Genomic DNA, 24,383 nt, shown 5'->3' on the forward strand with positions numbered 1-24,383 from the left:
TTTTATTGCCTGGGCGATGGCGCCTTCGCAATGGCGATTGATCTTTCGGACGCCATCACCGGCACGCCAGCGCCTACCGTTTCGGCAGTGCGGCGATTGCATCCACCGACTGGCGAATCAGCGCCGGCCCCTTGTAGATGAAGCCGGAGTACAACTGCACCAGGCTGGCACCCGCAGCAATCTTCTCGGCGGCATGCTTGCCTTCGGTGATACCACCCACCGCGATGATCGGCAAACGCCCGGCCAGTTCGGCAGCCAGCACCTTGACGATGTGGGTACTCTTGTCGCGCACCGGCGCACCCGACAGGCCGCCTGCTTCGTCGCCATGGGACAAGCCTTCGACGCCTGCGCGGCTGAGGGTAGTGTTGGTTGCGATCACCGCGTCCATACCCGAATCCACCAGGGCCTGGGCCACCAGCACGGTTTCTTCGTCGCTCATGTCCGGGGCAATCTTGATCGCCAACGGCACGCGCTTGCCATGACGCACGGCCAGGTCTTCCTGGCGCTGGCGCAGGGCTTCGAGCAGTTGCTTGAGGGAGTCGCCAAACTGGAGGCTGCGCAGGCCCGGGGTGTTGGGCGAGCTGACGTTGACCGTGACATAGCTGGCGTGGGCGTAGACCTTGTCCAGGCAGATCAGGTAGTCATCCACCGCACGCTCAACTGGCGTGTCGAAGTTCTTGCCGATGTTGATACCCAGGATGCCCTTGTACTTCGCGGCTTGAACCCGCGACAGCAAGTGATCGACGCCCAGGTTGTTGAAGCCCATGCGATTAATGATCGCCTCGGCTTCTGGCAGGCGAAAAATACGCGGCTTGGGGTTGCCTGGCTGTGGCCGTGGGGTCACGGTGCCAATTTCGACAAAGCCGAAACCCAACTGTGCGAAACCATCGATGGCCGCGCCGTTCTTATCGAGGCCCGCCGCCAGCCCGACCGGGTTGGGGAAATCGAGCCCCATCACCGAGACCGGCATTTTTGCCGGTGCCTTGCATACCAGGCCATTGAGCCCCAGGCGGCCACCGGCACCGATCAGGTCCAGGGACAGATCGTGGGAGGTTTCCGGGGAGAGTTTGAACAACAGCTGGCGGGCCAGGGTATACATGGGCGGGCTAGACTCGGATGGCGGCGAAAGGTGGCGGCGATTATAGCCGGGGTCACGGGTAGCGCGCGAGGCGTGAACCTCAATCATCAGTAGCGATGCGCTACCAACTGCTCGTAATACGCCCAGATTTTCTCGGCATACTGCCTGCGCAACGCCTCACGCTCTGGACCGGAACCCGGGCCTGCGTTGTAGGCACCCACCGCCGTCCAGTTGTAGCCAAAGCGCTGGATGAATTCGGCGAGAATCGACGCGCCCACCTCAACCGACAGGCAGGGCTCATTGAGCAACCGATCCTCGGTTATGCCTTGCTTGAGCAAGCGCGGCAAGTGGATGCTGTTGATCTGCATCAGGCCGATATCTCGGGTGCCATTGCGGTTGGTGTGATTCATCGCCTGCGCACGGAAGCCCGATTCCACGGCGGCGATCGCTTGCAGCAACTCGGGCTCGATATTGTGTTGGCTGGCAGCCTGCTCCCAGCAAAATGCCATGACGTGATTGCTGGCCATCGCCACGCTCAACACCAGGGCCTTGCTCCAGAACCTAGCCATGCTTCACCAAGCCATGCTTCACCAAGCCCTGTTTCACCGAGCCGTGGCTGACCTGGCCGCAGGACGAGCACACATGTTCCATACGATCCAGCGCCTGGCCCTCGCTTCGCACCGGGCAGGTAAAGCGGTAGCCTCGACCGTAGATCGTCTTGATAAACCCCTTGTCGGCTCCCAGGTACTTGCGCAGCGAGTAAATACAGCGAGTCAGCGACTCCTCGGCAACTTCCCCCTGGGGCCAGGCCTGCTCCAGCAGCCGATCCTTGGTCATCAACACGCCGCCAGACACCAACAGCAGCCGCAACACCTGCCACTCTTTGGGCGGTAGCTGAACGTCAGTCCCCGCCCCCGTCAGCCGACCATCGCCATGCAGGGCCCAGCACGCAAAAAACAGGGGAGTCGTCGTCCCTCCCTCACTCACCCTAGCCATTATTACCTCGGCATCCGACTACTGACATTGAAGTCCTCATTTTCATTACTGGCTCAGGTATCCATGCCACGACTATAAGAACCTGCCTCACGACTCACCCTAGGAAAAAGCCCATACCTCCACCGGTTTTGGACACGCACATGTAGGACGCTTCACTACCCACCCTCGCCTGGCAGCCAGGCCTCATACACCTCATGCAACTCAACCCCTAGCCGGTCCTCCAATTGCACCAACTCGCCCAAGGCCATCAAGTGCCCATTAACCCGAACCTCCACGCAGTGAATGACCTGCGGCGCCAACGGTAAGACCTTCCCTGGGGCAAAGGCCGCCAGGCGCCTGCGGCTGATCAGTTGTTCCTGTAGAAGTATTTCCAGATGCATGGGTTAAAACCTTGTTCACTGTGAGACATCGCGCTCCTGCCGAACAAATGCACGCCGGACACGCTCGTATTGCGTAGCCGTCAACGGCGGTGGCCCTACGCCCCCGAACGCCTGATTCAACTCACTGCCCACCGCCTTTGCCTGGATCACGAACAGCCGCACCTGCGTCGAGCCCCCCGTCCGCTCTCGATGAAAGGCGCCCAGCCATAGCCGTCTGCCCTGGGGTAAGCGCACCACACTGTTGACGTTCATCTGCCCCACCGCCGTGTTTTTTTCCCGTCGCCCCGCCTCACTCACCTGGCGCCCCTCTTCAACCTCAAGGCGCATCTCGATCTGGTTAGCCTCGACAAATCGCGGTAATACGCTGACCTCGGTGCCATAGCGCACAGGTTTCCAATCAGTCCGGTCACTGCCAGGAGTGGGCAGATAGAACGTGTGGTTGTCCTGAAACACCGCAGGCACATTCTCTTGAGTAAGAATTACCGGCAACGTCGCCACCTTCGCTCGCCGTCGACGCTCCAATGCGCCGATCTTGGCCATCAGTTGGCTATCCTCCAGTGGGGCCAGGACTCGCGTGGACGACGCGTTGGTTTCCCCTTCCCCTTCCAGGCCCAGCTTCTTCAGTTCAGCGCGCTCCACATCCACTAGCCACAGCGAGACTTCGATGGGACGCTTGGGTATGTCGAGTTCCGCTACCAGTTTCTGGATGAAACTCACCTGCGCCGACGTGCCCTTGATCAGCAGGCTGTTGCTGTCCGCGTAGGCGATCACGCCCACACGCTTGTCGGCCAACATGCCCTTGTGCTCGCTGGCCAGCAGGGTCTCAACCATCGACGCCATCCCCGGTACGGTGACCGGTTTGTCGCGCGTGCCGTACTCGCGGTCAGCTACATCGGTGTTGAACACTTGCATGACGGCAAAGGCCTGCTTGCCCACCCGCAGGTCGGCTCTTTGCCGGTCCATCAATTGGGCCAGGCGCAGTACCTGGTCGACATAATTGGGTGGCCCCGACACATAAAATGTTCGCCCCCCACTTTCGCGCAAGGGATGGCGAGACTCATCGATGCCCGAGCGGCGCATGAGGCTGCGCAGTCGATCGACGGATATATGCCGCAAGGTCACCGCCGAGCTCTTTGCCTCGTCAGCGTCATAGACATAGAGCGCTTGCCCGTCGCCGTACCAGATCAGCCCCTGTTGCCGCGCAAGATGCTCCAGGGCCTGTTGCGGTGCAGCAAAATCCAGCGTGGCGCTAAGGCGTTTACGGGCCACCGCCTGGCTGACAACGATGGGCAAGCCCAGTGGCTCCGAGAGCGCGGTAAATACGGTATGCAGGCTTTCGTCCTGTGCGGGATAGGGCTTGCCCGAGGCAAGCGCACCTGTCGACAGCAGCGCGGAAAATAGCGCGGCGAACCATAACCACCGGCAAAACCGGCGGCGGGGCATCGTTGCAGGTACGTCGGCATACACCGTGGGGTTTCCTGGGCGGTCTGGCATTGAAAGTGTCGCCATACTGAAAGGCCGCCCGGTTTCAATCTTGATGGAAAGTTGACGGCTGCCCGGCCGCGCCGCCCGTGGCATGTGCCTTGCTATGAACTCGGTATCAGAGCCCGCGCCAACGGCGGAGCGTGCTTACGGACAAAGGCGTCGTTACCCGCACTGGCTTGCATCGCCATCTGAGGGAACGACGCTTTTTTTTGAGTGAAAAGGTAGGTGTTGATGAACGATTCGGCAGGCAACAGCCCAATGAACGACCCGCTGGCCTGGGTCAACGGCAGCGATGCGCCGGAAAAGAGCAGCCTTGACCTGGGTTTCATGGCCTTGAGCGACTGCGCCTCGATGGTGGTGGCGGCCACCCAGGGCTTCGCCCAACCCTACGGACTGACCCTGAACCTCAAGCGCCAATCGTCCTGGGCCAACCTGCGCGACAAACTGGTCAGCGGCGAACTGGACGCCGCCCACAGCCTGTACGGGCTGATTTATGCAGTGCACCTGGGCATCGGCGGCGTTGCGCCCACCGACATGGCCGTGCTGATGGGGCTCAACCAAAACGGCCAGAGCATCAACCTGTCCCATGGCTTGCAGCAACAAGGCGTGATCACTCCTGAGGCGCTCGACCGCCACGTGCACCAAAGCCGAACAAAACTGACCTTCGCCCAGACCTTTCCCACCGGCACCCATGCGATGTGGCTGTATTACTGGCTGGCGAGCCAAGGCATCCATCCGTTGCAGGATGTGGACAGCGTGGTGGTCCCGCCGCCGCAAATGGTTGCGCACCTGCAAGCCGGGCGTATCGATGGCTTCTGTGTCGGCGAACCCTGGTGCGCCAGCGCGGTGAAGCAGAACCAGGGCTTCACCCTGGCGACAACCCAAGCGATCTGGCCCGACCATCCGGAAAAGGTGCTCGGCTGCACCCAGGCATTTGTCGACCAGTACCCCAACACGGCGCGCGTGCTGGTGATGGCGATTCTGGAGGCCAGCCGGTTTATCGAAGAAAGCAGCGAAAACCGCCGCTCCACCGCGCAATTGCTCAGTGGCCGCGAGTACCTCGACGCCCCACTCGACTGCATCGAGCCGCGCCTGCTGGGGGTCTATGACGATGGCCTGGGCAACCAGTGGCAGGATCCCCACGCCCTGCGCTTTTTTGCCGATGGTGAGGTGAACCTGCCTTACCTCTCCGACGGCATGTGGTTCATGACCCAGTTCCGGCGCTGGGGCCTGCTGCGCGAGGACCCCGACTACCTGGGCGTGGCCCGCCAGGTGCAGCAACTGGCGCTTTACCGCCAAGCGGCCGAGGTGCTGGGTATTACCGACAATGGCCAGGACATGCGCAGCAGTCAGCTGATCGACGGCAAGGTCTGGGACGGCTCCGACCCCGCCAGCTACGCGCGCAGCTTCCGCCTGCATGCCCTGGCTGCCCCATCCAACCGCCATGCCTTGCGCTGACAGGAGGCTCCCGATGCTGCGAATCCTGTTGATCAACGACACCCCGCGCAAGGTCGGCCGTCTCAGGGCGGCGCTGATCGAGGCCGGTTTTGAAGTGATCGATGAGTCCGGCCTGACCATCGACCTGCCCGCGCGCGTCGAAACGGTGCGCCCGGACGTCATCCTGATCGATACCGAGTCACCGGGCCGCGACGTGATGGAGCAAGTAGTCCTGGTCAGCCGCGACCAACCCCGCCCCATCGTGATGTTTACCGACGAACATGACCCGAACGTGATGCGCCAGGCGATCAAGTCTGGCGTCAGCGCCTACATTGTCGAAGGCATCCAGGCCCAGCGACTGCAGCCGATCCTCGACGTGGCCATGGCCCGCTTCGAAAGCGACCAGGCCTTGCGTGCCCAGCTCCAGGCGCGGGACCAGCAACTGGCCGAGCGCAAGCGTATCGAGCTGGCCAAGGGCATGTTGATGAAAATGAAGGACTGTAACGAGGAAGAGGCCTACACCCTGATGCGCCGCCAAGCCATGAGCCGTCAGCAGAAGCTGATCCAGGTGGCGGAGCAGATCATCGCCATGAGTGAGTTGCTGGGCTGATTTGGCGCAGCTCTTGCTAAGGATTCATCACAGGTAGCCAACGGCGGTTGCCCCTCCACGACAAAGACGTCGCACACCCGGTTTGCCCTCGCGAACCCGGTGGCGGCGTTTTTTCGTTTTGGCCCCGGAGACGGGGCCGGTGGGGCGGCCTTCGCCGGCTGTTCCATCACCAGGCCTTCTTACAAGACTCCCAACCGTTGAGGTGCGTGATGAAATCAAGCTTCTGGAAATCCGGGCACACCCCGACCCTGTTTGCCGCGTTCCTGTATTTCGACCTGAGCTTCATGGTCTGGTACCTGTTGGGCCCGTTGGCGGTGCAAATTGCTGCCGACCTGCACCTGACCACCCAACAGCGCGGCCTGGTGGTGGCGACGCCGATCCTCGCGGGTGCCGTGCTGCGTTTCCTGATGGGCATGCTGGCGGACAAGCTGTCGCCCAAGACCGCCGGCCTGATTGGCCAGGTGATAGTGATCTGCGCCCTGTTCGGCGCCTGGAAACTGGGAATCCACAGTTACGAGCAAGCCTTGCTGCTGGGCGTGTTCCTTGGCATGGCCGGCGCATCGTTTGCGGTTGCACTGCCGCTGGCCTCCCAATGGTACCCGGCCGAACATCAGGGCAAGGCCATGGGCATTGCCGGCGCGGGCAACTCCGGTACGGTGTTTGCCGCGTTGCTGGCGCCGGTACTGGCTGCGGCATTTGGTTGGAGCAACGTCTTCGGCTTCGCCTTGATCCCGCTGGTGCTGACCCTGATCGTGTTTGCCTGGCTCGCGCGCAATGCGCCTGAACGGCCCAAAGCCAAGTCCATGGCCGACTACTTCAAAGCCCTGGGCGACCGTGACAGCTGGTGGTTCATGTTTTTCTACAGTGTGACGTTCGGCGGCTTTATCGGCCTGGCAAGTGCCCTGCCCGGTTACTTCAATGACCAGTACGGCCTCAGCCCGGTGACTGCCGGCTACTACACCGCCGCCTGTGTGTTCGGCGGCAGCCTGATGCGCCCGTTGGGCGGCGCCCTGGCAGATCGCTTCGGCGGGATCCGTACCCTCTTGGGCATGTACAGCGTGGCGGCGATCTGCATCGCGGCGGTGGGTTTCAACTTGCCGAGTTCCTACGCGGCACTGGCCTTGTTCGTCTGCACCATGCTCGGCCTGGGTGCCGGCAATGGCGCAGTGTTCCAATTGGTGCCGCAGCGTTTCCGTCGCGAGATCGGCGTGATGACCGGCCTGATCGGCATGGCCGGCGGCATCGGCGGCTTCGCCCTGGCGGCCGGCATGGGGGCGATCAAACAAAGCACCGGCAGTTATCAGATGGCGCTTTGGCTGTTTGCCAGCCTGGGCGTGTTGGCCTGGTTCGGCCTGCATGGCGTGAAGCGCCGTTGGAGGACCACCTGGGGCTCGGCCGCCGTGACGGCTGCACGGGTCTGATGAGCCTGCAACTGAGCGTCGCCCACGCCAGTGCCATCGGCCCACGGGCGGAAAACCAGGACGCGCTGCGAGTGGTGACGCCCGTGGCCGAACTGGCAGCCAGCAAAGGCTACCTGTGCGCCATCGCCGACGGCGTGAGCCAGTGCGCCGACGGTGGCCTGGCGGCGCGCTCGACCTTGCAGGCGTTGGCCCTGGATTACTACGCCACGCCGCAGACCTGGGGCGTGGCCCAGGCCCTGGAACGTTTGCTGCTGGCCCAGAATCGCTGGTTGCAAGCCAATGGCGGCGGCCAGCCCTTGCTGACCACCTTGAGCGCCCTGGTGTTTCGCGGCCAGCGCTTTACCCTGGCGCATGTCGGCGATTGCCGGGCCTATCGCTGGCTGGATGGCGAATTGCAGCGCCTCACGGAGGATCACGTATGGGAACAGCCGGGCATGCAGCATGTGCTCAAGCGCGCCCTTGGCCTGGATCAACACTTGGTGCTGGATTTTCTCGACGGCCAACTGCGCGAAGGCGAATGTTTCCTGCTGCTCAGTGATGGCGTGTGGGCAACGTTGGGTGATCACAGCATCCGGGCGATTCTGCGCGAACAAGCGGACTTGGAGCGGGCGGTAAACACCTTGGTGAACGCCGCACACCTGGCCGGCAGCCAGGACAATGCCAGCGCCCTGTTGGTACGCGTCGATACCCTCGGCGCGGCGACCCTCGGCGATGCCCTGGTGCAGTTGCAACAATGGCCACTGCCACCGCCCTTGAAAGCCGGGCAACATTTTGAAGGCTGGCAGGTGGAAAGCGTCTTGGCGCAAAGCCGGCAGTCATTGCTGTACCGGGTGCGGGATGCCCAGCAGCAGCCCTGGCTGCTGAAAACCCTGCCGCTGAGCCGCGACGATGACAGCGAAGCCGGCCAGGCCTTGCTGTCGGAGGAATGGTTTCTGCGCCGGGTTGCCGGGCGGGCATTTCCTGAAGTCCACTCCGGCAGCGGGCGCCAGCATTTGTACTATGTGATGCGGGAATATTCCGGCCAGACCCTGGCCGAACTGTTCCAGCATCAAGGCCCCCTGCCCCTGGCGCAATGGCAATCGATAGCCGAACGTTTGCTGCGAGCGGTGGGCATGCTGCATCGGCGGCAGATCCTGCACCGCGATATCAAGCCGGAAAACCTGCTGTTGGGGGACGACGGCGAACTGCGCGTGTTGGACTTCGGCCTGGCGTACTGTCCTGGCCTGTCGGAAGACCGCGCCCATGCGCTGCCGGGCACGCCAAGCTTTATTGCACCCGAGGCGTTCAGTGGCGACCGCCCTACGGCCCAGCAGGACTTATACAGTGTTGGCGTCTGCCTGTATTACTTGCTGACCGGGCATTACCCCTACGGCGAAATCGAAGCCTTCCAACGGCCACGGTTTACCCACCCGGTAAGCGCCAGTCGCTACCGCCCCGATCTGCCGGATTGGCTGCCTCTCAGCCTGGAACGTGCCGTGGCTGCTCAGCCAGCCCACCGTTATGAAACCGCCGAAGAGTGGCTGCGCGTGCTCGAACAAGCGGATCGCCAGGAACTGAGCATACGCCCCAGGCCCTTGCTGGAGCGTGAACCCCTAAAGGTCTGGCGCACCCTGGCACTGCTGTCGATGCTGATCAACCTGGTGCTGTTGTACTCACTTTTTCACCGCTGACGTCATCCCTGGACGAGGAACACCTTATGAATGCAAAAGTCTGGCTGGTAGGCGCAGGCCCCGGCGACCCGGAACTGTTGACCCTCAAGGCCGTGCGGGCCCTGCGCGAAGCCGATGTGGTACTGATCGATGACCTGGTCAACCCGGCGGTGCTGGAGCACGGTGTCGGAGCGCGGGTGATTACCGTGGGCAAACGCGGTGGCTGCCGATCGACCCCGCAGGCATTTATCCATCGCCTGATGTTGCGCTATGTGCGCCAGGGCAAATGCGTGGTGCGGCTCAAAGGCGGTGACCCGTGCATTTTCGGGCGCGGCGGTGAAGAAGCCCTGTGGCTGCGTGATCGGGGCGTCGAGGTGGAATTGGTCAACGGAATCACGGCGGGCCTGGCGGGCGCGACGAATTGCGCGGTGCCGTTGACGTTGCGTGGGGTGAGTCGTGGCGTGACCTTGGTCACGGCGCATACCCAGGACGACAGCCGCCTGAATTGGCGGGCCCTGGCCGAGGGCGGGACTACGTTGGTGGTGTACATGGGCGTGGCGAAGCTGGAGGAGATCCGCCAGCAATTGCTGGACGGTGGGATGGCGGCAGATATGCCGGTGGCGATGATCGAAAACGCATCGCTGCCCCAGCAACGCGAATGTCGCAGCGAGCTGGCACGTATGCATGAGGATGCACAGGCATTTGCCTTGAAGAGCCCGGCAATCCTGGTGATCGGCCGTGTCGCCGGCAGCGAACAGGCCGCATACCTCGCAGCAGCCAGTGCCTGAGGCAAATTCCAGGCGAAAAAAAGCCCGGCCTAAGCCGGGCTTTTTTCTACCACTCAGTAATTACTGAGCTTGAGCTTCTACCGACGCTTCTACGCGACGGTTAACAGCACGACCAGCTTCAGTTGCGTTGTCAGCAACTGGGCGGGATTCGCCGTAACCTACTGCGGTGATGCGGCTAGGAGCAACGCCGTCTTTAACCAGGACTTGCTTAACAGCGTCAGCACGACGCTGGGACAGCTTCTGGTTGTAAGCGTCTGGACCGACGGAGTCAGTGTGACCAGCAACTTCTACGTTGGTAGCTGGGTACTGAGCCATGAAGTCGGCCAGGTTTTTCACGTCGCCGTAGCTGTTAGGCTTAACAACCGACTTGTCGAAGTCGAACTTAACGTCCAGCTCAACACGAACAACCTGAGCAACTGGAGCTTCTGGCTCTGGAGTTGGCTCTGGAGCTGGTGCTGGGGTAGGAGCTGGAGCTACTGCGCCAGCGTTACCGCCGAAGTTCACGCCCAGGCCGACCAGTGCGGAGTAGTCCCACTTGCCGTTGTCCAGACCGTAGTCAGCTTCAACACCGGCACGAGCGTACAGGTTGTTGGTGAAGTAGTACTTCACGCCAGTACCAACGGTAGCGAAGGTAGTCTGGTCGCGACCGCTGTGGCCGTCAGCCTGAACGTTGGTACGGCTCTGGTGACCGAAACCGCCTTCTACGTATGGACGCAGGCTGTCTACGCCAGCTTGACCGAAGTGATACTGGGCAACCAGGCTGCCGGTATCGCCTTTGATCTTCTGGTTACCAGTACCGTCGTTCGAACGGGTGTGGTTGGTCTTGTCGTAGGACAGGTTCAAGGACAGGTCGTCGGTCAGGAAGTAACCGATGCGAGCGCCAGGATTGAAGCCGTCTTCGATGTGCTTGACGCTATCGTTGTACTGCTTCTTGTAGAACAGCTCGCCTTCAACTGCGCCTTGGCCTTGTGCCAGAACGCCGAAAGAAGTAGCGGCAATAAGAGAACCAATGGCCAAGCCCAAGGTGTTTTTCAGTTTCATCCGTTAAATCCCCATCTGGTGATTGTAAAGCAGTCCCACAAACCGGGGGACAACTCGGCGACAAGTCTAACAGAACTTGCCTACACGTAAGAGATATTTGCCACGCACTAAGTTTCAGTCTCGCCCGCAAATTTCTCACGTAATTTATCAAGAGCACGTTTGTAACGCATTTTTGTAGCACTCAAACCCATGTGCATGATGTCAGCGATTTCCTGAAATTCCAGCTCTGCGACAAATCGTAGCACCAGAATTTCCCGGTCAATCGGGTTCACATACACCAACCAGCGATCAAGTCCGCCCTTCTCCTCGGGTGCCGGCGCCTTTTCTTCAGACGCCTCCTCAAGGGGGTCAAGACTCAATGCGTCCATCAAGCGACGCTTTCGCCGTTCCTTCCGATACTGCGTGATGCACTCGTTGTACGTGATGCTGTACAGCCACGTCTTGAACTTCGATTTGCCCTCGAAGTTCTTCAGGCCGTACAGCACCTTGAGCATCACTTCCTGACAGACATCATCCGCATCTCTATCGTTCCCTAAATACCTTGAACAAACGTTGAACAAAGTGCGTTGATATCTGCGCATCAATTCTTCGTACGCGCGTGTTACGTGAAACAGCTCCGTGTGCGAGCGCGCGACCAACTCCTCATCAGAGAGCTCACGGGGGTCATAGCGCGTGGACAGCGTTTGGGCTTTATTCAAAACAAGTCGTGCCGACAGTCAGGTCAATGTCCGCCACAACCCGGTCAGCCGGGCCAGCGGCGGCGTACATTAGCAGGGTTTGCCGGTTTAGCGGCTACTGACCTGCTGCTCCAGGAGAATCCGATTGGACAGCGACACCAGGTCGCCGTCATCGGTCAGCACCGTCGTCTTGACGGTACCGATCTCCTCGATTTGCCCTTCGACCTCGCCCACACGCACCTGTTGCCCAACCTGATACAACTCACGCACGTAGATTCCCGCAAGAATCTGACCGGCAATTTCCCGGCTTCCCAAGCCCATGGCCAGCGCAACGGCCAGACCAACGGTAATCAAAACGATCACAATTACATGGTTGAGCAGGTCAGTCTTGACCTCCAACTGGCTGATCGCGACCGAAATACTAATGATGATCACCAGGCCCTGGGCAATTCGTCCCAGGCCGGCAGCATAGTCCAGCCCCACGCCTTCGGCGGCGCCGCGTACCAGCCCATTGGCCAGTTGCGCCAGCAAAACGCCTACCAGCAGTACCAGCGCGCCGCCGAAAACCTTCGGCAAATACAGCGCCAGCATGTCGAGCGTAGCTGAAACTCGCTCAAGTCCAAGGGATTGAGCCGCAGAAACCAGAAAAATCAGCAAAACAAACCAATAAACGATCTTGCCGATCAATGTCGAGATCGGTACTTGCAGGCCTGCACGCCCCAGCAGCTTGGTCAGGCCGGTGCCTGCCATCAGACGATCGAGGCCCAGTTTTGCGAGCAATTTGGACAGCAGGGTGTCGAGCAGCTTGGCCACGACAAAGCCCAGCAACACCAGTACCAGGGCACCAAACAGGTTGGGAATGAAATTCGCCACCTTGGTCCACAATGCGGTCATCGCAGTGACCAGGCTCTGGGTCCAGAGATCAAGTTCCATATTCAATCAGCCTTATCAGCAGTGCGAGCAAGAGGTTTACGACGGGAAACGGGCGATACATGGGCCGAACCGTTGTTCAGGGCCATCATCAGCGCCGGTACCCAGCGGCCGAGCAGACCGAACAGGTCTCCCGCACCGACCTGGCGGTTGGCGGTTTTCAACACGCGGCCCAGGCAGGCATCGTCGTCGCGGTTGGACGGCGAGGCATTGAGCATGTCACGCAAAGACTGTTCGAACGGATCGTGCATAAAGACCTCTCGCAAGTGATTTAAAAGACGAGGGTAAATTTCTTGGGGTCACATAAGACCTTTCCTACGTTCAGGTCATATTCAGGTCAAACCCAGCGCAATCGTCGAAAAAGCCACCATTGTCCCAGCGCCACCGAGACCATCAACAGGCAGGCAATCATGAATCCATAAGGGCTGGCAGAGAACGGAATCCCACCCACATTGATACCCAGCAGGCCGGTGAGAAAACTCATCGGCAGGAAGATCCCGGTGATGATCCCGAAGCGGTACATGGTGCGGTTCATGCGCACGCTCAAGCGCCGGTCTTCGGCCTCAAGCACAAGCCCCACGCGCTCTCGAGTCAATTCGAGCTCTTCCAAATAGCGGGTCAGGCTGTTGTTCAATTCGTTCCAATAGTCGGCATCGTCATCACAGAACCACGGCAGTTTGATCCGCGTAAGCTGGGCAAAAATATCCCGCTGCGGGGCGAGGAAACGTTTCAGCCCGGCCGCTCGCCGACGGATCTGCAAGACGCTGCCATGTTCCGGAGTATACCGTTCGTCGGTATCGAGTTTTTCTTCCTCTGTATCGACGATTTCAGACAGGTCACTGACCAGATCCTGCACTTTATTGGTCAGGTACTGAGCCATATAAAGGATGAGTTCGGAGGCGGTCTTCGGCCCCTTGCCATCCGCCAGCTGTACCAGCAATTCATCGGTGGCGCGCAACGGACGCAGGCGCAGGGAAATCACCCGGCTTGCTGCGGCGAAGATACGCACGGACACCATGTCTTCCGGCTCAGCCCCCGGGTTGAGGTTGACGCCGCGCAGGAACAACAGCAATTCCGCGTCCGGCAGTGGCAACAGGCGCGGGCGGGTGTTTTCCTCCAGCAGCAGGTCACAGGCGAATTCGCTCAAGCCGCTGGATTTGCGCAGCCAGGTCTGGGTCTGCGGGTGGCTGCGATCCCAGTGCAGCCACAGGCTTTCCTGGGGCTGCAGTTGCAAGTCGTCGAGCTCTGTCCGGGCAATCGAACGCGCACCGCCTTTACCGTCCAGCACCAGGGCATGCACCAGCCCCCATTGCGCGTTTTCTTCCTCGAACATCCTCACCCCGTCGGTTACAGCAGTTTATTCAGGCATTTTCAGCGGGCTGGGCGACACAATCACGCCGTTATTGTCGGCGTAGATGTACTCACCCGGGCGGAACGTCACGCCTGCAAACGTGACCACTACGTTCAGATCGCCGATTCCACGCTTGTCGGTCTTCATCGGGTGACTGGCCAAGGCCTGCACGCCAAGGTCGGTCTGGGCGATGACGTCCACATCACGAATGCAGCCGTAGATCACCAGCCCTTCCCAGCCGTTTTTCGCGGCTTTCTCGGCGATCATGTCGCCCAGCAACGCGCGGCGCAGGGAACCCCCACCGTCGACCACCAGCACCTTGCCAGCGCCAGGCTGGTCGGCCTGTTCCTTGACCAGCGAGTTATCTTCGAAGCATTTGATGGTGACAATCTCACCGCCGAAGGAGTCTCGGCCGCCGAAGTTGCTGAACATCGGTTCGAGCACCTGCACCAGGTCCGGGTAGGCGTCGCACAGGTCGGGGGTCACGTAATGGTTCATTGAAAAATTCCTTTCTGTCAAAGAAGTGTCTTTCGAAAGAAGCGCCAGCCCAGGCAGGTGCGAAACATCCCATCCGCTTCGCCGCAACGCAATAGCCACTGCGCGACTGAATATGACCAGAAGCGTTTAACGCGTCATATCTTAGCCGCAACCACACACGAGTGAAACGCCCTTGGCAGAGCACTGCCTCAAACCGTGGCCAACACCTCGGCCTGTGCGCCGAACAGCGGTGTGAGCGGGTCTTTCAGCCATTGCGCCACCAGCGGCCACACTTCGGCCTGGGCGGCTTTGCTGACGAGCATTTCAACGTGCCCGAAATCCTCGGTAAAACCTTGCTGGCGGCCGAGGCACAGGTATTGACGGTGCTCGGAACCGACCTGCTCGAACAGCTTGCGACACGCCCAATCGGGGTCCTGATGGTCGCCGGCAGCACTGACCGCCAACAACGGCACATCAACGCTTGCCAGGCCTTCCCACCAGTCGTTTTTCCCTTCGCCAAAACGGCCAAACAGGCCATTCCAGCGCATGGCTTCGATCAACACGCCCGCAGGCTCGTCTTCCGGGCCACGCTTGAACCGCGAGCCGGATAATTCGCCGAAGCGCCTCAGGAGCAAGCGGCCCGTCCATTCCACCGGCGGTACTTTCAACGGCCAGTGGGTGCGACTGACCTGGCAGCCAAACAGGGCCACCGACGCCACTGCAGGCGCGCCAAGGTGCTGCCCGCCCAGTGCCGCAGCCAGGGTCGTGCCGCCCAGGGAATGGCCGATCCAGTGGGGAATCTGCGCGCTTTGCTCACGCACAAATGCGCCAATGGCCGGCAAGTCGTAGCGCGCATAGTCGGCGACACGATTGCGGGTGTAGTCGTGATTGCGCTTGGACAACCCATGGCCACGCATTTCCGGGATCCACACATCAAACCCCTGGCGCGCCAGGTAGGCACCCAGGCCGATCCCTTTGGGCGAATACCAGAAGCGCCGATTGGAAAAACTGCCGTGCAACAAAATGACCGGTATGCCCCGGTTTTCCGGGACATCGGCCAGGCCCAAGCGGGTAACGGCCAGTTCGACGGTGCCGTCAGGGCTGTTACCGGGCTTGAGGCGGTACACGTCTTCACTCAGGTCGCCACGACGTTCAGCGCTGATCAGGGCGACGGGAAACAGGTTGCTGCTGCTTTGCATAATGCTCTTGCACAAAAAAGGGCGGCGTCCGGAAGGAGTTCCGCCCTGCACAGATAAGAATGCCGGTCACCCTCGACAGGTGACCGGCACTTTTGACGTGACGATCTTAGGCGGACGCTTGGCCTTCCGCCAGGAAGAACCAGGTTTCCAGCACGGAATCGGGGTTCAGCGAGACGCTTTCGATGCCCTGTTCCATCAGCCATTTGGCCAGGTCTGGGTGGTCGGAAGGGCCTTGGCCGCAGATACCGATGTACTTGCCGGCCTTGTTACAGGCCTGGATGGCGTTGGCCAGCAGCTTCTTGACCGCTGGGTTACGCTCATCGAACAGGTGCGCGATGATCCCGGAGTCGCGGTCCAGGCCCAGGGTGAGCTGGGTCAGGTCGTTGGAGCCGATGGAGAAACCGTCGAAGAATTCCAGGAACTCTTCCGCGAGGATGGCGTTGGACGGCAGTTCGCACATCATGATGACGCGCAGGCCGTTGTCGCCACGGGACAGGCCGTTTTCAGCCAGCAGGTCGACCACTTGGCTTGCCTCGCCCAGGGTGCGCACGAACGGCACCATGATCTCGACGTTGGTCAGGCCCATCTCGTTGCGCACGCGTTTGAGGGCGCGGCATTCGAGTTCGAAGCAGTCACGGAACGCTTCGCTGATGTAACGCGAGGCGCCACGGAAGCCCAGCATCGGGTTTTCTTCTTCCGGCTCGTAGAGCTTGCCGCCGATCAGGTTGGCGTATTCGTTGGACTTGAAGTCCGACAGGCGCACGATGACCTTTTTCGGGTAGAACGCCGCCGCCAGGGTGCTGATGCCTTCCACCAGCTTCTCGACGTAGAAGCCCACCGGGTCGTTGTAGCCGGCGATACGCTTGTCGACGCTTTCCTTGATGTCCAGCGGCAGGCCGTCGTAGTTCAACAGGGCCTTGGGGTGCACGCCGATCATGCGGTTGATGATGAACTCCAGGCGGGCCAGGCCCACACCGGCATTCGGCAACTGCGCGAAGTCGAAGGCACGGTCCGGGTTGCCGACGTTCATCATGATCTTGAACGGCAGGTCCGGCATGGCATCGATGGAGTTCTGCTTGATGTCGAAGCCCAGCTCGCCTTCAAAGATGAAGCCGGTGTCGCCTTCGGCGCAGGAAACAGTGACGCCTTGGCCGTCTTTCAACAGCTGGGTCGCGTTGCCGCAGCCCACGACTGCAGGGATGCCCAGCTCACGGGCGATGATCGCCGCGTGGCAGGTACGCCCGCCACGGTTGGTGACGATGGCGCTGGCGCGTTTCATCACCGGTTCCCAGTCCGGGTCGGTCATGTCGGAGACCAGAACGTCGCCTGGCTGGACTTTGTCCATTTCGGACACGTCCTTGATGATCCGCACCTTGCCTGCGCCGATGCGCTGGCCAATGGCACGGCCTTCCACCAGCACAGTACCGGTTTCTTTCAGCAGGTAGCGTTCCATGACGTTGGCCGAAGTACGGCTCTTCACGGTTTCCGGACGGGCCTGCACGATGTAGAGCTTGCCGTCGTCACCGTCCTTGGCCCATTCGATGTCCATCGGGCACTTGTAGTGCTTTTCGATGATCATCGCTTGCTTGGCCAACTCGCTGACTTCGGCGTCGGTCAGGCAGAAACGCGCGCGCTCGGCCTTGTCGACTTCAACGGTTTTAACCGAGCGACCGGCCTTGGCCTCGTCGCCGTAGATCATCTTGATAGCCTTGCTGCCTAGGTTGCGGCGCAAAATGGCCGGGCGACCGGCTTCAAGGGTGTGCTTGTGCACGTAGAATTCGTCGGGGTTGACCGCACCTTGTACGACGGTTTCACCCAGGCCGTAGGCGCCGGTGATAAACACCACGTCACGGAAGCCCGATTCGGTATCGAGGGTGAACATCACGCCGGCGGTGCCGGTTTCCGAACGCACCATGCGCTGCACGCCGGCAGACAGGGCCACCAGCTTGTGGTCGAAACCCTGGTGCACACGGTAGGAAATCGCACGGTCGTTAAACAGCGAGGCAAACACTTCCTTGGCCGCGCGGATCACGTTTTCCACGCCGCGGATGTTCAGGAAGGTTTCTTGCTGGCCGGCGAAGGAGGCATCCGGCAAGTCTTCGGCAGTGGCCGAAGAGCGCACGGCAACGGCCATGTCCGGATTGCCAGCCGACAGGGTGGCGAAGGCGGTACGGATTTCTTCGTTGAGCTTCTCGGGGAACTCGGCCTCCATGATCCATTGGCGGATCTGGGCACCGGTCTTGGCCAGGGCATTGACGTCATCGACGTCCAGGGCGTCCAGCGCGGCGTGGATCTGAGCGTTGAGGCCGCTCAGTTCGAGGAAATCGCGGTAAGCCTGGGCCGTGGTGGCGAAACCACCGGGCACCGACACACCAGCGCCTGCAAGATTACTGATCATCTCGCCGAGGGATGCGTTCTTGCCCCCCACGTGCTCTACATCATGGACGCCGAGCTTATCGAGGGAAACTACGTACTCTACCAAGGTGATCTCTCCACTTTCTGTGTTGGAAAAGCTCAGGACGCCGGCTGCTCAGTAGGAGCGTTCGCCAGCGCTTGTGGCCTGGACCTGGAAAATAAGTGAGAATGCGGCCCACTGCGGGACGGCAAAATCGCGCCTATCATATCCAAGATTCGCCATCAGCTTAAGGCCCAGGGCTCAAATGAAACGATCTGCTTTCTTTATCTCCGACGGCACCGGCATCACAGCCGAAACACTGGGTCAAAGCCTGCTCGCGCAGTTCGAAAACATTACCTTCGCCAAATTCACGCGGCCCTATATCGACAGCGTGGATAAAGCGCGGGCCATGGTACAACAAATCAATCTGGCGGCTGAAAAAGACGGTTTTCGACCGATCATTTTCGACACCATCGTCAATCAAGACATCCGTGAGATTCTCGCAACGTCGAATGGTTTCATGATCGACATTTTCTCGACCTTCCTGGCGCCGCTCGAGCAGGAGTTGAGTGAACACTCGTCTTATTCGGTCGGAAAGTCCCATTCCATCGGGCATAACTCCAATTATATGGAGCGTATCGAGGCGGTGAACTTTGCCCTCGACAACGACGACGGCGCCCGCACCCACTACTACGACAAGGCCGACTTGATCCTGGTCGGCGTATCGCGCTGCGGCAAAACGCCCACCTGCCTGTACATGGCCATGCAATTCGGTATCCGCGCCGCCAACTACCCGTTGACCGAGGACGACATGGAGCACCTGACGCTCCCGGCCGCCCTGCGCGCGCATTCGCACAAGTTGTTCGGCCTGACCATCGATCCGGACCGGCTGACGGCGATCCGCAATGAGCGCAAGCCCAACAGCCGCTATTCGAGCTATGCCCAGTGCGAGTTCGAAGTGCGTGAGGTAGAAAATCTGTTCCGTCGCGAGAATATTGCGCACATCAATTCCACGCATTTTTCGGTGGAGGAGATTTCGGCGAAGATTTTGGTGGAGAAAGGCGTGGAGCGGCGCTTCAAATAATGTTGTCGCCTATTACTTTGTGGTGAGCGAGCTTGCCTCGCGCGGGGCAAGCCCGCTCACCACAAGGATCAAGGCCTACAACTGAAACCTCCCTCCCCCCTGCCCCAACGCCGTCGCCAGCGCATCAAACCCCGCCCGCAACAACTGATCATCCCCCGAGGTGTTGCAGATGCTCGCCCGAATAAACTGCGGCACTGCCGTCTGCCCCACGGCAAAGGCTTCAGCGGTGGCGATCAGGTAATTATTCTGCTTGAGCTCCGCCTCGATTTCCGACGCACGCCACGGCTCCGGCACTTCAATCCAGAAATGCGGACTATTGAGATGGGTGCGGTACTCCAACCCTGTCAGCAGGTCGCGCACCAGGGCCTTGCGTCGACTGATCTCATTGATCTGCTGGCGCAGCAGGTATTCCGCCGTGCCGTTTTCGATCCACTGGGTGGCCAGCTCAAGGGTGACGGGCGTGGCCATCCAGCAGGTCGAACGCAGGGCCGCCGAAATACGGCTGACCAACGCCGGCGGCGCATGCACATAGCCCACGCGCAGCCCGGCGGACACCGCCTTGCTCAGGCTGCTGATCAGAATCGTACGCTCAGGGGCGAAATGGCTGAGGGGCGGCGGCCGGTCTTCCACCAATACACCGTGAGCTTCATCCTCAAGAATCAGCAGATTGTGTTCGCGACACACTTTGGCCAGCGCTTCGCGACGCGCCACCGAGAGCACGGCGGTAGTGGGGTTCTGGATGGTCGGCGTGCAGTACAGCGCTGAAATTCGGTGATTACGACAGACTTCGTCCAGCGCGCTCGGCAGCACGCCCTCCTCGTCCATCTCCAGGCCGATCAGGCGGATGCCCAACATGCGCGCGGCCGTTATCAGGCCAGGGTAAGTCAGTTGCTCAGTGACCACCGTATCGCCCGCCCGTAACAGCGCCATCATCGCGCACAGCAAGCCATGCTGGCCGCCATTGACGCAGATGACCTGCTCGGGAATCGGATGAAAATCGCGCTGCACCAGCCATTGCGCGCCCGCTTCACGGTAGCGCGGCAGACCGGCGTCCGGAGTGTAGGCACTGATGTCCTGGAGGAACTTGGCGTTGGTCGACAGGGTTTGGAAGCTCTGGGCCAGGAATACCGTCTCCTGCCCCGGGATGTGCATGTTTCGGCTCATGTCGAAGTACTGGCGCGGCTCTTCGCTGAAGTTGCGAAACCCTTCATCGCGCTGGCGCTCCATCCCACGCTTGCGCACGAAAGTGCCGTCACCGACCCGCGCCACAACCAACCCCAGGCGTTCCAGTTCGCCGTAGGCTCGACTGATGGTGCCAATCGTCACACCCAGGTTGTCGGAAAGCACCCGATGAGGCGGCAGTTTTCTTCCCGGTTCAATCAAGCCTTCGAGGATGCCCCGTTCCATGACATCGGACAGGCGCTTGTACTTCACGCCCTGCCCGTTGGACAACCCCTCACGCATAATTGACACCATGTCAATATTTGTTTTGACAGCCATCTTTCGCCCTAATAGTGTGCTTTTACGGGTTCAATCGCCGAATTTTACAACTCATTACAAGCTCAATATAGAGTTCAATTCCGGCTCAGGGAAGCAATAAACGATGCCAATATCCGCCGTTCTCGAAAATACCGCCAAGACAAAATCCCAAAAACAGTGGCTGGCCGGGCTGATCACCAGTGTGATGTTCCTGATCGTGTGCCTGAGTTGGGGCACCACGTGGCTGGGGATCAAGATTGCCGTGGAGAGCGTGCCGCCATTGACGTCCGCCGGCCTACGCTTTCTCATCGCCTTCCCGCTGTTCCTGTGTTTTGCCATGGTACGCCGCGAGCCGATCCTGTTTCCCCGCGAGAGCCGCTGGTTCTTCGTGTTCGTCACCCTCTCCTACTTCAGCGTGCCCTACTACCTGCTCAACTATGGCGAGATGCATGTCTCGTCCGGCCTGACCGCGCTGCTGTTCAGCTGTATGCCGGTATTCATCCTGATTTTCTCCGCGCTGTTCCTGCGCGAACGCATCTACTTTTCCCAAGTGGTTGGCATCGGTATCGGCTTCGGCAGCCTCTACATGATCATCAAGAGCCAGGGCCTGCACCTGGACCACGCCGAGTTCTTCGGGGTGCTGGCGATTCTGACCGCCGCGATCATGCATGCCTTGTGCTATGTCATTACCAAGCAGAAAGGCAGCGCCATCAGTGTGATCACCTACAACACCCTGCCCATCGGCATTGCCGGGCTGATGCTGTTCGTCGCCGGGCTGTGGTTTGAAGCGCCGACCTTCGACGCCATCACCCTGCGCTCCTGGGGCGCACTGTTCTACCTGGGGCTGGTGGCCTCAGTGGGCGGGTTCATCGTGTATTTCATGCTGCTCAAGCGTTTGAGCCCGATCATCCTGTCATTCGTGTTCATCATCTTCCCGGTGTTCGCCGTGATCATTGGCGCCTGGTACGAAGGCGTATCGATTTCCCGCGACCTGATGCTGTACTCGGCCATCCTGCTGGCCGGCTTTGCGATCACCAAGTTGCCGGTTGAAAAACTCCTGGCCAAGAAAAATTGACCTCTTTACAACAACGCGAGAGCCACATGGACGTCCTCCGCCCCTCCGCCCTGGAACAGATCTACGCCCACGCCAGCCGCAGCTACCCCGAGGAATGCTGCGGTTTTATCTTCGCCGACGGCAGCGTGTACCTGGGCAGCAATATCCAGAATGAACTGCACCGCAAGAACCCCGAGATGTACCCGCGCAGCGCGGCCAACGGCTACACGTTCTCGGTGGCCGACACCCTGCTGATGAACAAGGCGTTTCGCAGCGACAACCCGGTGGTGGTGATCTACCACTCCCACCCGGATGTCGGTGCCTATTTCAGCGACGAAGACCAGGACAAGGCGCTGTTCATGGGCGAGCCGATCTACCCCGTCAGCTACCTGGTGGTAGACGTTCGCCAGGGCCAGGCCCTGGGCTCCAAGCTGTTTGCCTGGGATGGCAAGCATTTCGCCCTTAACCCTTTCAACGACCTGCACACGGAGTTGTCCATGAACGCTGTCTCTTTCCCCGACATTCTGGTTCGCGTGGCCAAGCTGCCGGAATCGACCCTCGAGGGCACCGGATCGACATTGCGCGAAGTCATTGAAAACCTCTGCAGCAGCCACCCGCAATTGCGCCCGCACCTGTTCCACGAGAAGAACAACCAGCTCAAGGAACACTTCCTGTTTACCGCCGAGGAAGCACTGATCGACGCCGACGAGCCCTTGCCGCAAAAAGCCAGAATCGAAGTTTTGCTCGCCACCTCCGGCGGCATGGATGTCGACACACTGAGCAACGAAGAGGTACAGCGCTACGTACGCCACATCACCCTGCCCGGCGTCGGTCGCGAAGGCCAGTTGAACCTCAAGAAAGCCAAGGTACTGATCATCGGCACCGGTGGCCTCGGCTCGCCGATCAGCCTGTACCTGGCCGCCGCCGGTATCGGCACCCTGGGGCTGGTGGACTTTGATGTGGTGGAAAGCAGCAACCTGCAACGCCAGATCGTCCACGGCAACAGCACCCTCGGCATGCCCAAAGTCGAATCCGCCAAGCAGCGCCTGCAAGACCTCAACCGCCATATCCAGATCAACGCCCACGACACCGCGCTGAATGCCGACAACGCCCTGGAACTGGTAGGCGCCTACGACCTGGTGATCGACGGCACCGACAACTTCGATACTCGCTACCTGGTCAACGATGCTTGCGTGCAACTCGGCAAGCCCTTGGTGTACGGCGCCATCTACCGCTTCGACGGGCAGATCAGCGTGCTCAACTATCAAGGCGGGCCGTGCTACCGCTGCCTGTTTCCGAGCGCGCCGCCCGCCGAGCTGGCGCCCAATTGCAGCGCCGGTGGCGTGATCGGCGTGCTGCCCGGTGTGGTCGGGATGATCCAGGCCACCGAGGCAATCAAGTTGCTGATTGGCATCGGCGAACCGCTGTCAGGCCGCTTGATGCGCTTCGATGCACTGGCGATGAAGTTCAGCGAGATCCGCTTCAAGCGCCGCGCCGATTGCCCCTGCTGCTCCGAAGCGCGCCACAACGAGACCCTGGCGCCCGCCGTGTGCGCAGATGCCGTGTCCACCCAACCGTCCCTGGCCGAAGAGCGCTACATCAAGCCCCGGGTGCTCAAGCAGGTTCTGGAACACCACAGCAGCGCCGATGTGCTGCTGGATGTGCGCGATGCCAGCGAACTGGAAGTGTGCAAATTGCCGGGCGTGGTGCATATCCCCCTGGCCGAACTGGACGGCCACCTCGACAGCCTCAGCCGGGACAACACCCACTACCTGATCTGCTACGCCGGCACCCGCGCCGAGCAAGCCGCCAGTACCTTGCTGGCGGCCGGGTTCGCCAACACCAAAGTCCTGCAAGGCGGCATGAAGCATTGGGTACGCGACGTCGAACCCGACATGCCTTTGTATTGAGCCGAGGATTGAATGATGTTGCATAACTCCATTCTCGAGGTGATCGGCCAAACGCCGATCGTGCGCCTGGCGCAGTTCTCCGAAGACCTCGGCATCGAGGTCTACGCCAAGCTCGAATCCCTCAACCCGGGCGGCAGCCATAAGGCGCGCATCGCCTTGGGCATGATCCTCGACGCCGAGCGCCGGGGCGTGCTGATCCGTGATTCCGGGCAAACCATCATCGAGCCCAGCGGCGGCAACACCGGCATCGGCTTGGTGATGGCGGGCAATGTGTTGGGCTACAAGGTGGTGCTGGTGATCCCCGACAACTACAGCCCCGAAAAACAGAAACTGCTGCGCCTGTACGGTGCCAGGGTGGTGCTGTCGGACAGCCGACTGGGCAACAACTCCCACGGTGAAAAGTGCATGGAACTGCAGCTGGAAAACCCCAGCTACGTGATGCTCAACCAGCAGCGCAATGGCGCCAATCCGCAGACCCACCGCGATACCACAGCCCCCGAAATCCTGCGTGCCTTCGCTGATCGCCGAGTGGATTACTTCGTCAGCGGCATCGGTACCGGCGGGCATATCACCGGCATCGGCGAGACCCTGAAAGCGGCCTGGCCTGGCCTGCGCGTCATGGGCGTGGAACCGGAAGAATGCGACCTGCTGAAAGACCAGCACGCGCCCCATCATATCCAGGGCCTGTCGATCGGTTTGATCCCGAGCATCCTCAACCTGGATGTGATCGACGGCATGCTCAAGGTCTCGCGCCAGGACTGCATCGACATGATGAAACGCATCATGCGCACCGACGCCATCAGCCTGGGCTTGTCGTCCGCCGCCAACATGGTGGCCATCGCCCAACTCGCCCCGGAACTACCGCCCGAAACGGTGGTGTTGACCATGGTCTACGACAATGCCGACAGCTACCTGCCCAGTTTCGAATAAGCGGTTTTCCAA

23 protein-coding genes are annotated in these 24,383 nt (G+C 60.5%); 9 read left to right on the forward strand and 14 right to left on the reverse strand.

Annotation, left to right across the window (positions count from 1 at the left end):
- Positions 1–73 precede the first annotated feature (73 nt).
- From KUA23_RS22505 to sctC, 5 genes are all read right to left on the reverse strand, one after another.
- Complete coding sequence (locus KUA23_RS22505; RefSeq protein ID WP_099493604.1) at positions 74–1,099, reverse strand: quinone-dependent dihydroorotate dehydrogenase; 1,026 nt, start codon at positions 1,097–1,099, stop codon at positions 74–76.
- A gap of 86 nt (positions 1,100–1,185) precedes the next feature.
- The gene (locus KUA23_RS22510; RefSeq protein WP_100492335.1) at positions 1,186–1,647 is read right to left on the reverse strand and encodes a transglycosylase SLT domain-containing protein; all 462 of its coding nucleotides are present in this window, start codon (positions 1,645–1,647) and stop codon (positions 1,186–1,188) included.
- Positions 1,640–2,074, reverse strand: coding sequence for a winged helix-turn-helix domain-containing protein (locus KUA23_RS22515; protein WP_252992869.1), 435 nt, complete (start codon positions 2,072–2,074; stop codon positions 1,640–1,642). The genes KUA23_RS22510 and KUA23_RS22515 overlap by 8 nt, the downstream gene beginning before the upstream one ends.
- A gap of 155 nt (positions 2,075–2,229) precedes the next feature.
- Entirely contained in the window at positions 2,230–2,454 is a 225-nt protein-coding gene (locus KUA23_RS22520; protein ID WP_099493606.1) for a FliM/FliN family flagellar motor switch protein, read from the reverse strand.
- Positions 2,455–2,469: 15 nt separating this feature from the next.
- Entirely contained in the window at positions 2,470–3,897 is a 1,428-nt protein-coding gene (gene sctC / locus KUA23_RS22525; protein ID WP_252994307.1) for a type III secretion system outer membrane ring subunit SctC, read from the reverse strand.
- Positions 3,898–4,170: 273 nt separating this feature from the next.
- Here sctC and KUA23_RS22530 point away from each other — a divergent pair, with 273 nt between their 5' ends.
- The 5 genes from KUA23_RS22530 (at position 4,171) to cobA (ending at position 9,844) form a co-directional block, all read left to right on the forward strand.
- Positions 4,171–5,397: a CmpA/NrtA family ABC transporter substrate-binding protein gene (locus tag KUA23_RS22530; RefSeq protein WP_252992870.1), complete on the forward strand. Its 1,227-nt coding sequence runs from the start codon at positions 4,171–4,173 to the stop codon at positions 5,395–5,397.
- A gap of 13 nt (positions 5,398–5,410) precedes the next feature.
- Positions 5,411–5,986: an ANTAR domain-containing response regulator gene (locus KUA23_RS22535; RefSeq protein WP_015885342.1), complete on the forward strand. Its 576-nt coding sequence runs from the start codon at positions 5,411–5,413 to the stop codon at positions 5,984–5,986.
- A 209-nt stretch (positions 5,987–6,195) separates the two neighbouring features.
- Entirely contained in the window at positions 6,196–7,407 is a 1,212-nt protein-coding gene (locus tag KUA23_RS22540; RefSeq protein WP_034108223.1) for a nitrate/nitrite transporter, read from the forward strand.
- Positions 7,407–9,077 (forward strand): bifunctional protein-serine/threonine kinase/phosphatase, encoded by a 1,671-nt coding sequence (locus KUA23_RS22545; protein WP_252992871.1) that lies wholly within the window; start codon positions 7,407–7,409, stop codon positions 9,075–9,077. The genes KUA23_RS22540 and KUA23_RS22545 overlap by 1 nt, the downstream gene beginning before the upstream one ends.
- Positions 9,078–9,103: 26 nt before the next feature.
- On the forward strand, positions 9,104–9,844 hold the full coding sequence (gene cobA, locus KUA23_RS22550; protein WP_078049747.1) for a uroporphyrinogen-III C-methyltransferase: 741 nt from the start codon (positions 9,104–9,106) through the stop codon (positions 9,842–9,844).
- A 60-nt stretch (positions 9,845–9,904) separates the two neighbouring features.
- Here the strand turns inward: cobA and KUA23_RS22555 are convergent, their stop codons facing one another.
- The 8 genes from KUA23_RS22555 to ppsA all read right to left on the reverse strand — a co-directional run bounded on the left by KUA23_RS22555 (position 9,905) and on the right by ppsA (position 18,001).
- Positions 9,905–10,885 carry an OmpA family protein gene (locus KUA23_RS22555; protein ID WP_010208496.1) on the reverse strand — a complete coding sequence of 327 codons (981 nt, stop codon included), beginning with the start codon at positions 10,883–10,885 and terminating at the stop codon, positions 9,905–9,907.
- Positions 10,886–10,992: 107 nt separating this feature from the next.
- Positions 10,993–11,583 (reverse strand): RNA polymerase sigma factor SigX, encoded by a 591-nt coding sequence (gene sigX, locus KUA23_RS22560; protein WP_010208495.1) that lies wholly within the window; start codon positions 11,581–11,583, stop codon positions 10,993–10,995.
- A gap of 87 nt (positions 11,584–11,670) precedes the next feature.
- Positions 11,671–12,495 (reverse strand): mechanosensitive ion channel family protein, encoded by an 825-nt coding sequence (locus KUA23_RS22565; RefSeq protein ID WP_003175519.1) that lies wholly within the window; start codon positions 12,493–12,495, stop codon positions 11,671–11,673.
- Between the two features lie 2 nt (positions 12,496–12,497).
- Complete coding sequence (locus tag KUA23_RS22570) at positions 12,498–12,743, reverse strand: hypothetical protein (protein WP_025854229.1); 246 nt, start codon at positions 12,741–12,743, stop codon at positions 12,498–12,500.
- Between the two features lie 86 nt (positions 12,744–12,829).
- Complete coding sequence (locus tag KUA23_RS22575; protein WP_078049748.1) at positions 12,830–13,825, reverse strand: zinc transporter ZntB; 996 nt, start codon at positions 13,823–13,825, stop codon at positions 12,830–12,832.
- 24 nt (positions 13,826–13,849) lie between these two features.
- Positions 13,850–14,341: a ribonuclease E activity regulator RraA gene (gene rraA, locus KUA23_RS22580; RefSeq protein ID WP_010208490.1), complete on the reverse strand. Its 492-nt coding sequence runs from the start codon at positions 14,339–14,341 to the stop codon at positions 13,850–13,852.
- A 188-nt stretch (positions 14,342–14,529) separates the two neighbouring features.
- Positions 14,530–15,519, reverse strand: coding sequence for an alpha/beta fold hydrolase (locus KUA23_RS22585; protein WP_252992872.1), 990 nt, complete (start codon positions 15,517–15,519; stop codon positions 14,530–14,532).
- Between the two features lie 106 nt (positions 15,520–15,625).
- Complete coding sequence (ppsA, locus tag KUA23_RS22590) at positions 15,626–18,001, reverse strand: phosphoenolpyruvate synthase (RefSeq protein WP_078049750.1); 2,376 nt, start codon at positions 17,999–18,001, stop codon at positions 15,626–15,628.
- Between the two features lie 178 nt (positions 18,002–18,179).
- Between ppsA and ppsR the strand changes: the two genes are divergently transcribed.
- Complete coding sequence (gene ppsR, locus KUA23_RS22595) at positions 18,180–18,998, forward strand: posphoenolpyruvate synthetase regulatory kinase/phosphorylase PpsR (protein WP_003193298.1); 819 nt, start codon at positions 18,180–18,182, stop codon at positions 18,996–18,998.
- A gap of 75 nt (positions 18,999–19,073) precedes the next feature.
- Here ppsR and KUA23_RS22600 read toward each other — a convergent pair whose 3' ends face one another.
- Positions 19,074–20,498: an aminotransferase-like domain-containing protein gene (locus KUA23_RS22600; RefSeq protein WP_078049751.1), complete on the reverse strand. Its 1,425-nt coding sequence runs from the start codon at positions 20,496–20,498 to the stop codon at positions 19,074–19,076.
- Between the two features lie 160 nt (positions 20,499–20,658).
- Between KUA23_RS22600 and KUA23_RS22605 the strand changes: the two genes are divergently transcribed.
- The 3 genes from KUA23_RS22605 to KUA23_RS22615 are packed head-to-tail and all read left to right on the forward strand — an operon-like array spanning position 20,659 to position 24,371.
- Positions 20,659–21,552, forward strand: a complete 894-nt coding sequence (locus KUA23_RS22605) for a DMT family transporter (protein WP_161634125.1) — start codon at positions 20,659–20,661, stop codon at positions 21,550–21,552.
- Positions 21,553–21,578: 26 nt separating this feature from the next.
- Positions 21,579–23,441: a molybdopterin-synthase adenylyltransferase MoeB gene (gene moeB, locus KUA23_RS22610; protein ID WP_252992873.1), complete on the forward strand. Its 1,863-nt coding sequence runs from the start codon at positions 21,579–21,581 to the stop codon at positions 23,439–23,441.
- Positions 23,442–23,456: 15 nt separating this feature from the next.
- The gene (locus KUA23_RS22615) at positions 23,457–24,371 is read left to right on the forward strand and encodes a PLP-dependent cysteine synthase family protein (protein WP_252992874.1); all 915 of its coding nucleotides are present in this window, start codon (positions 23,457–23,459) and stop codon (positions 24,369–24,371) included.
- The last annotated feature ends 12 nt before the right edge of the window (positions 24,372–24,383 follow it).

It is taken from the genome of Pseudomonas pergaminensis (genome assembly GCF_024112395.2).
In the GTDB taxonomy this organism is placed as follows: Bacteria; Pseudomonadota; Gammaproteobacteria; order Pseudomonadales; family Pseudomonadaceae; genus Aquipseudomonas; species Aquipseudomonas pergaminensis.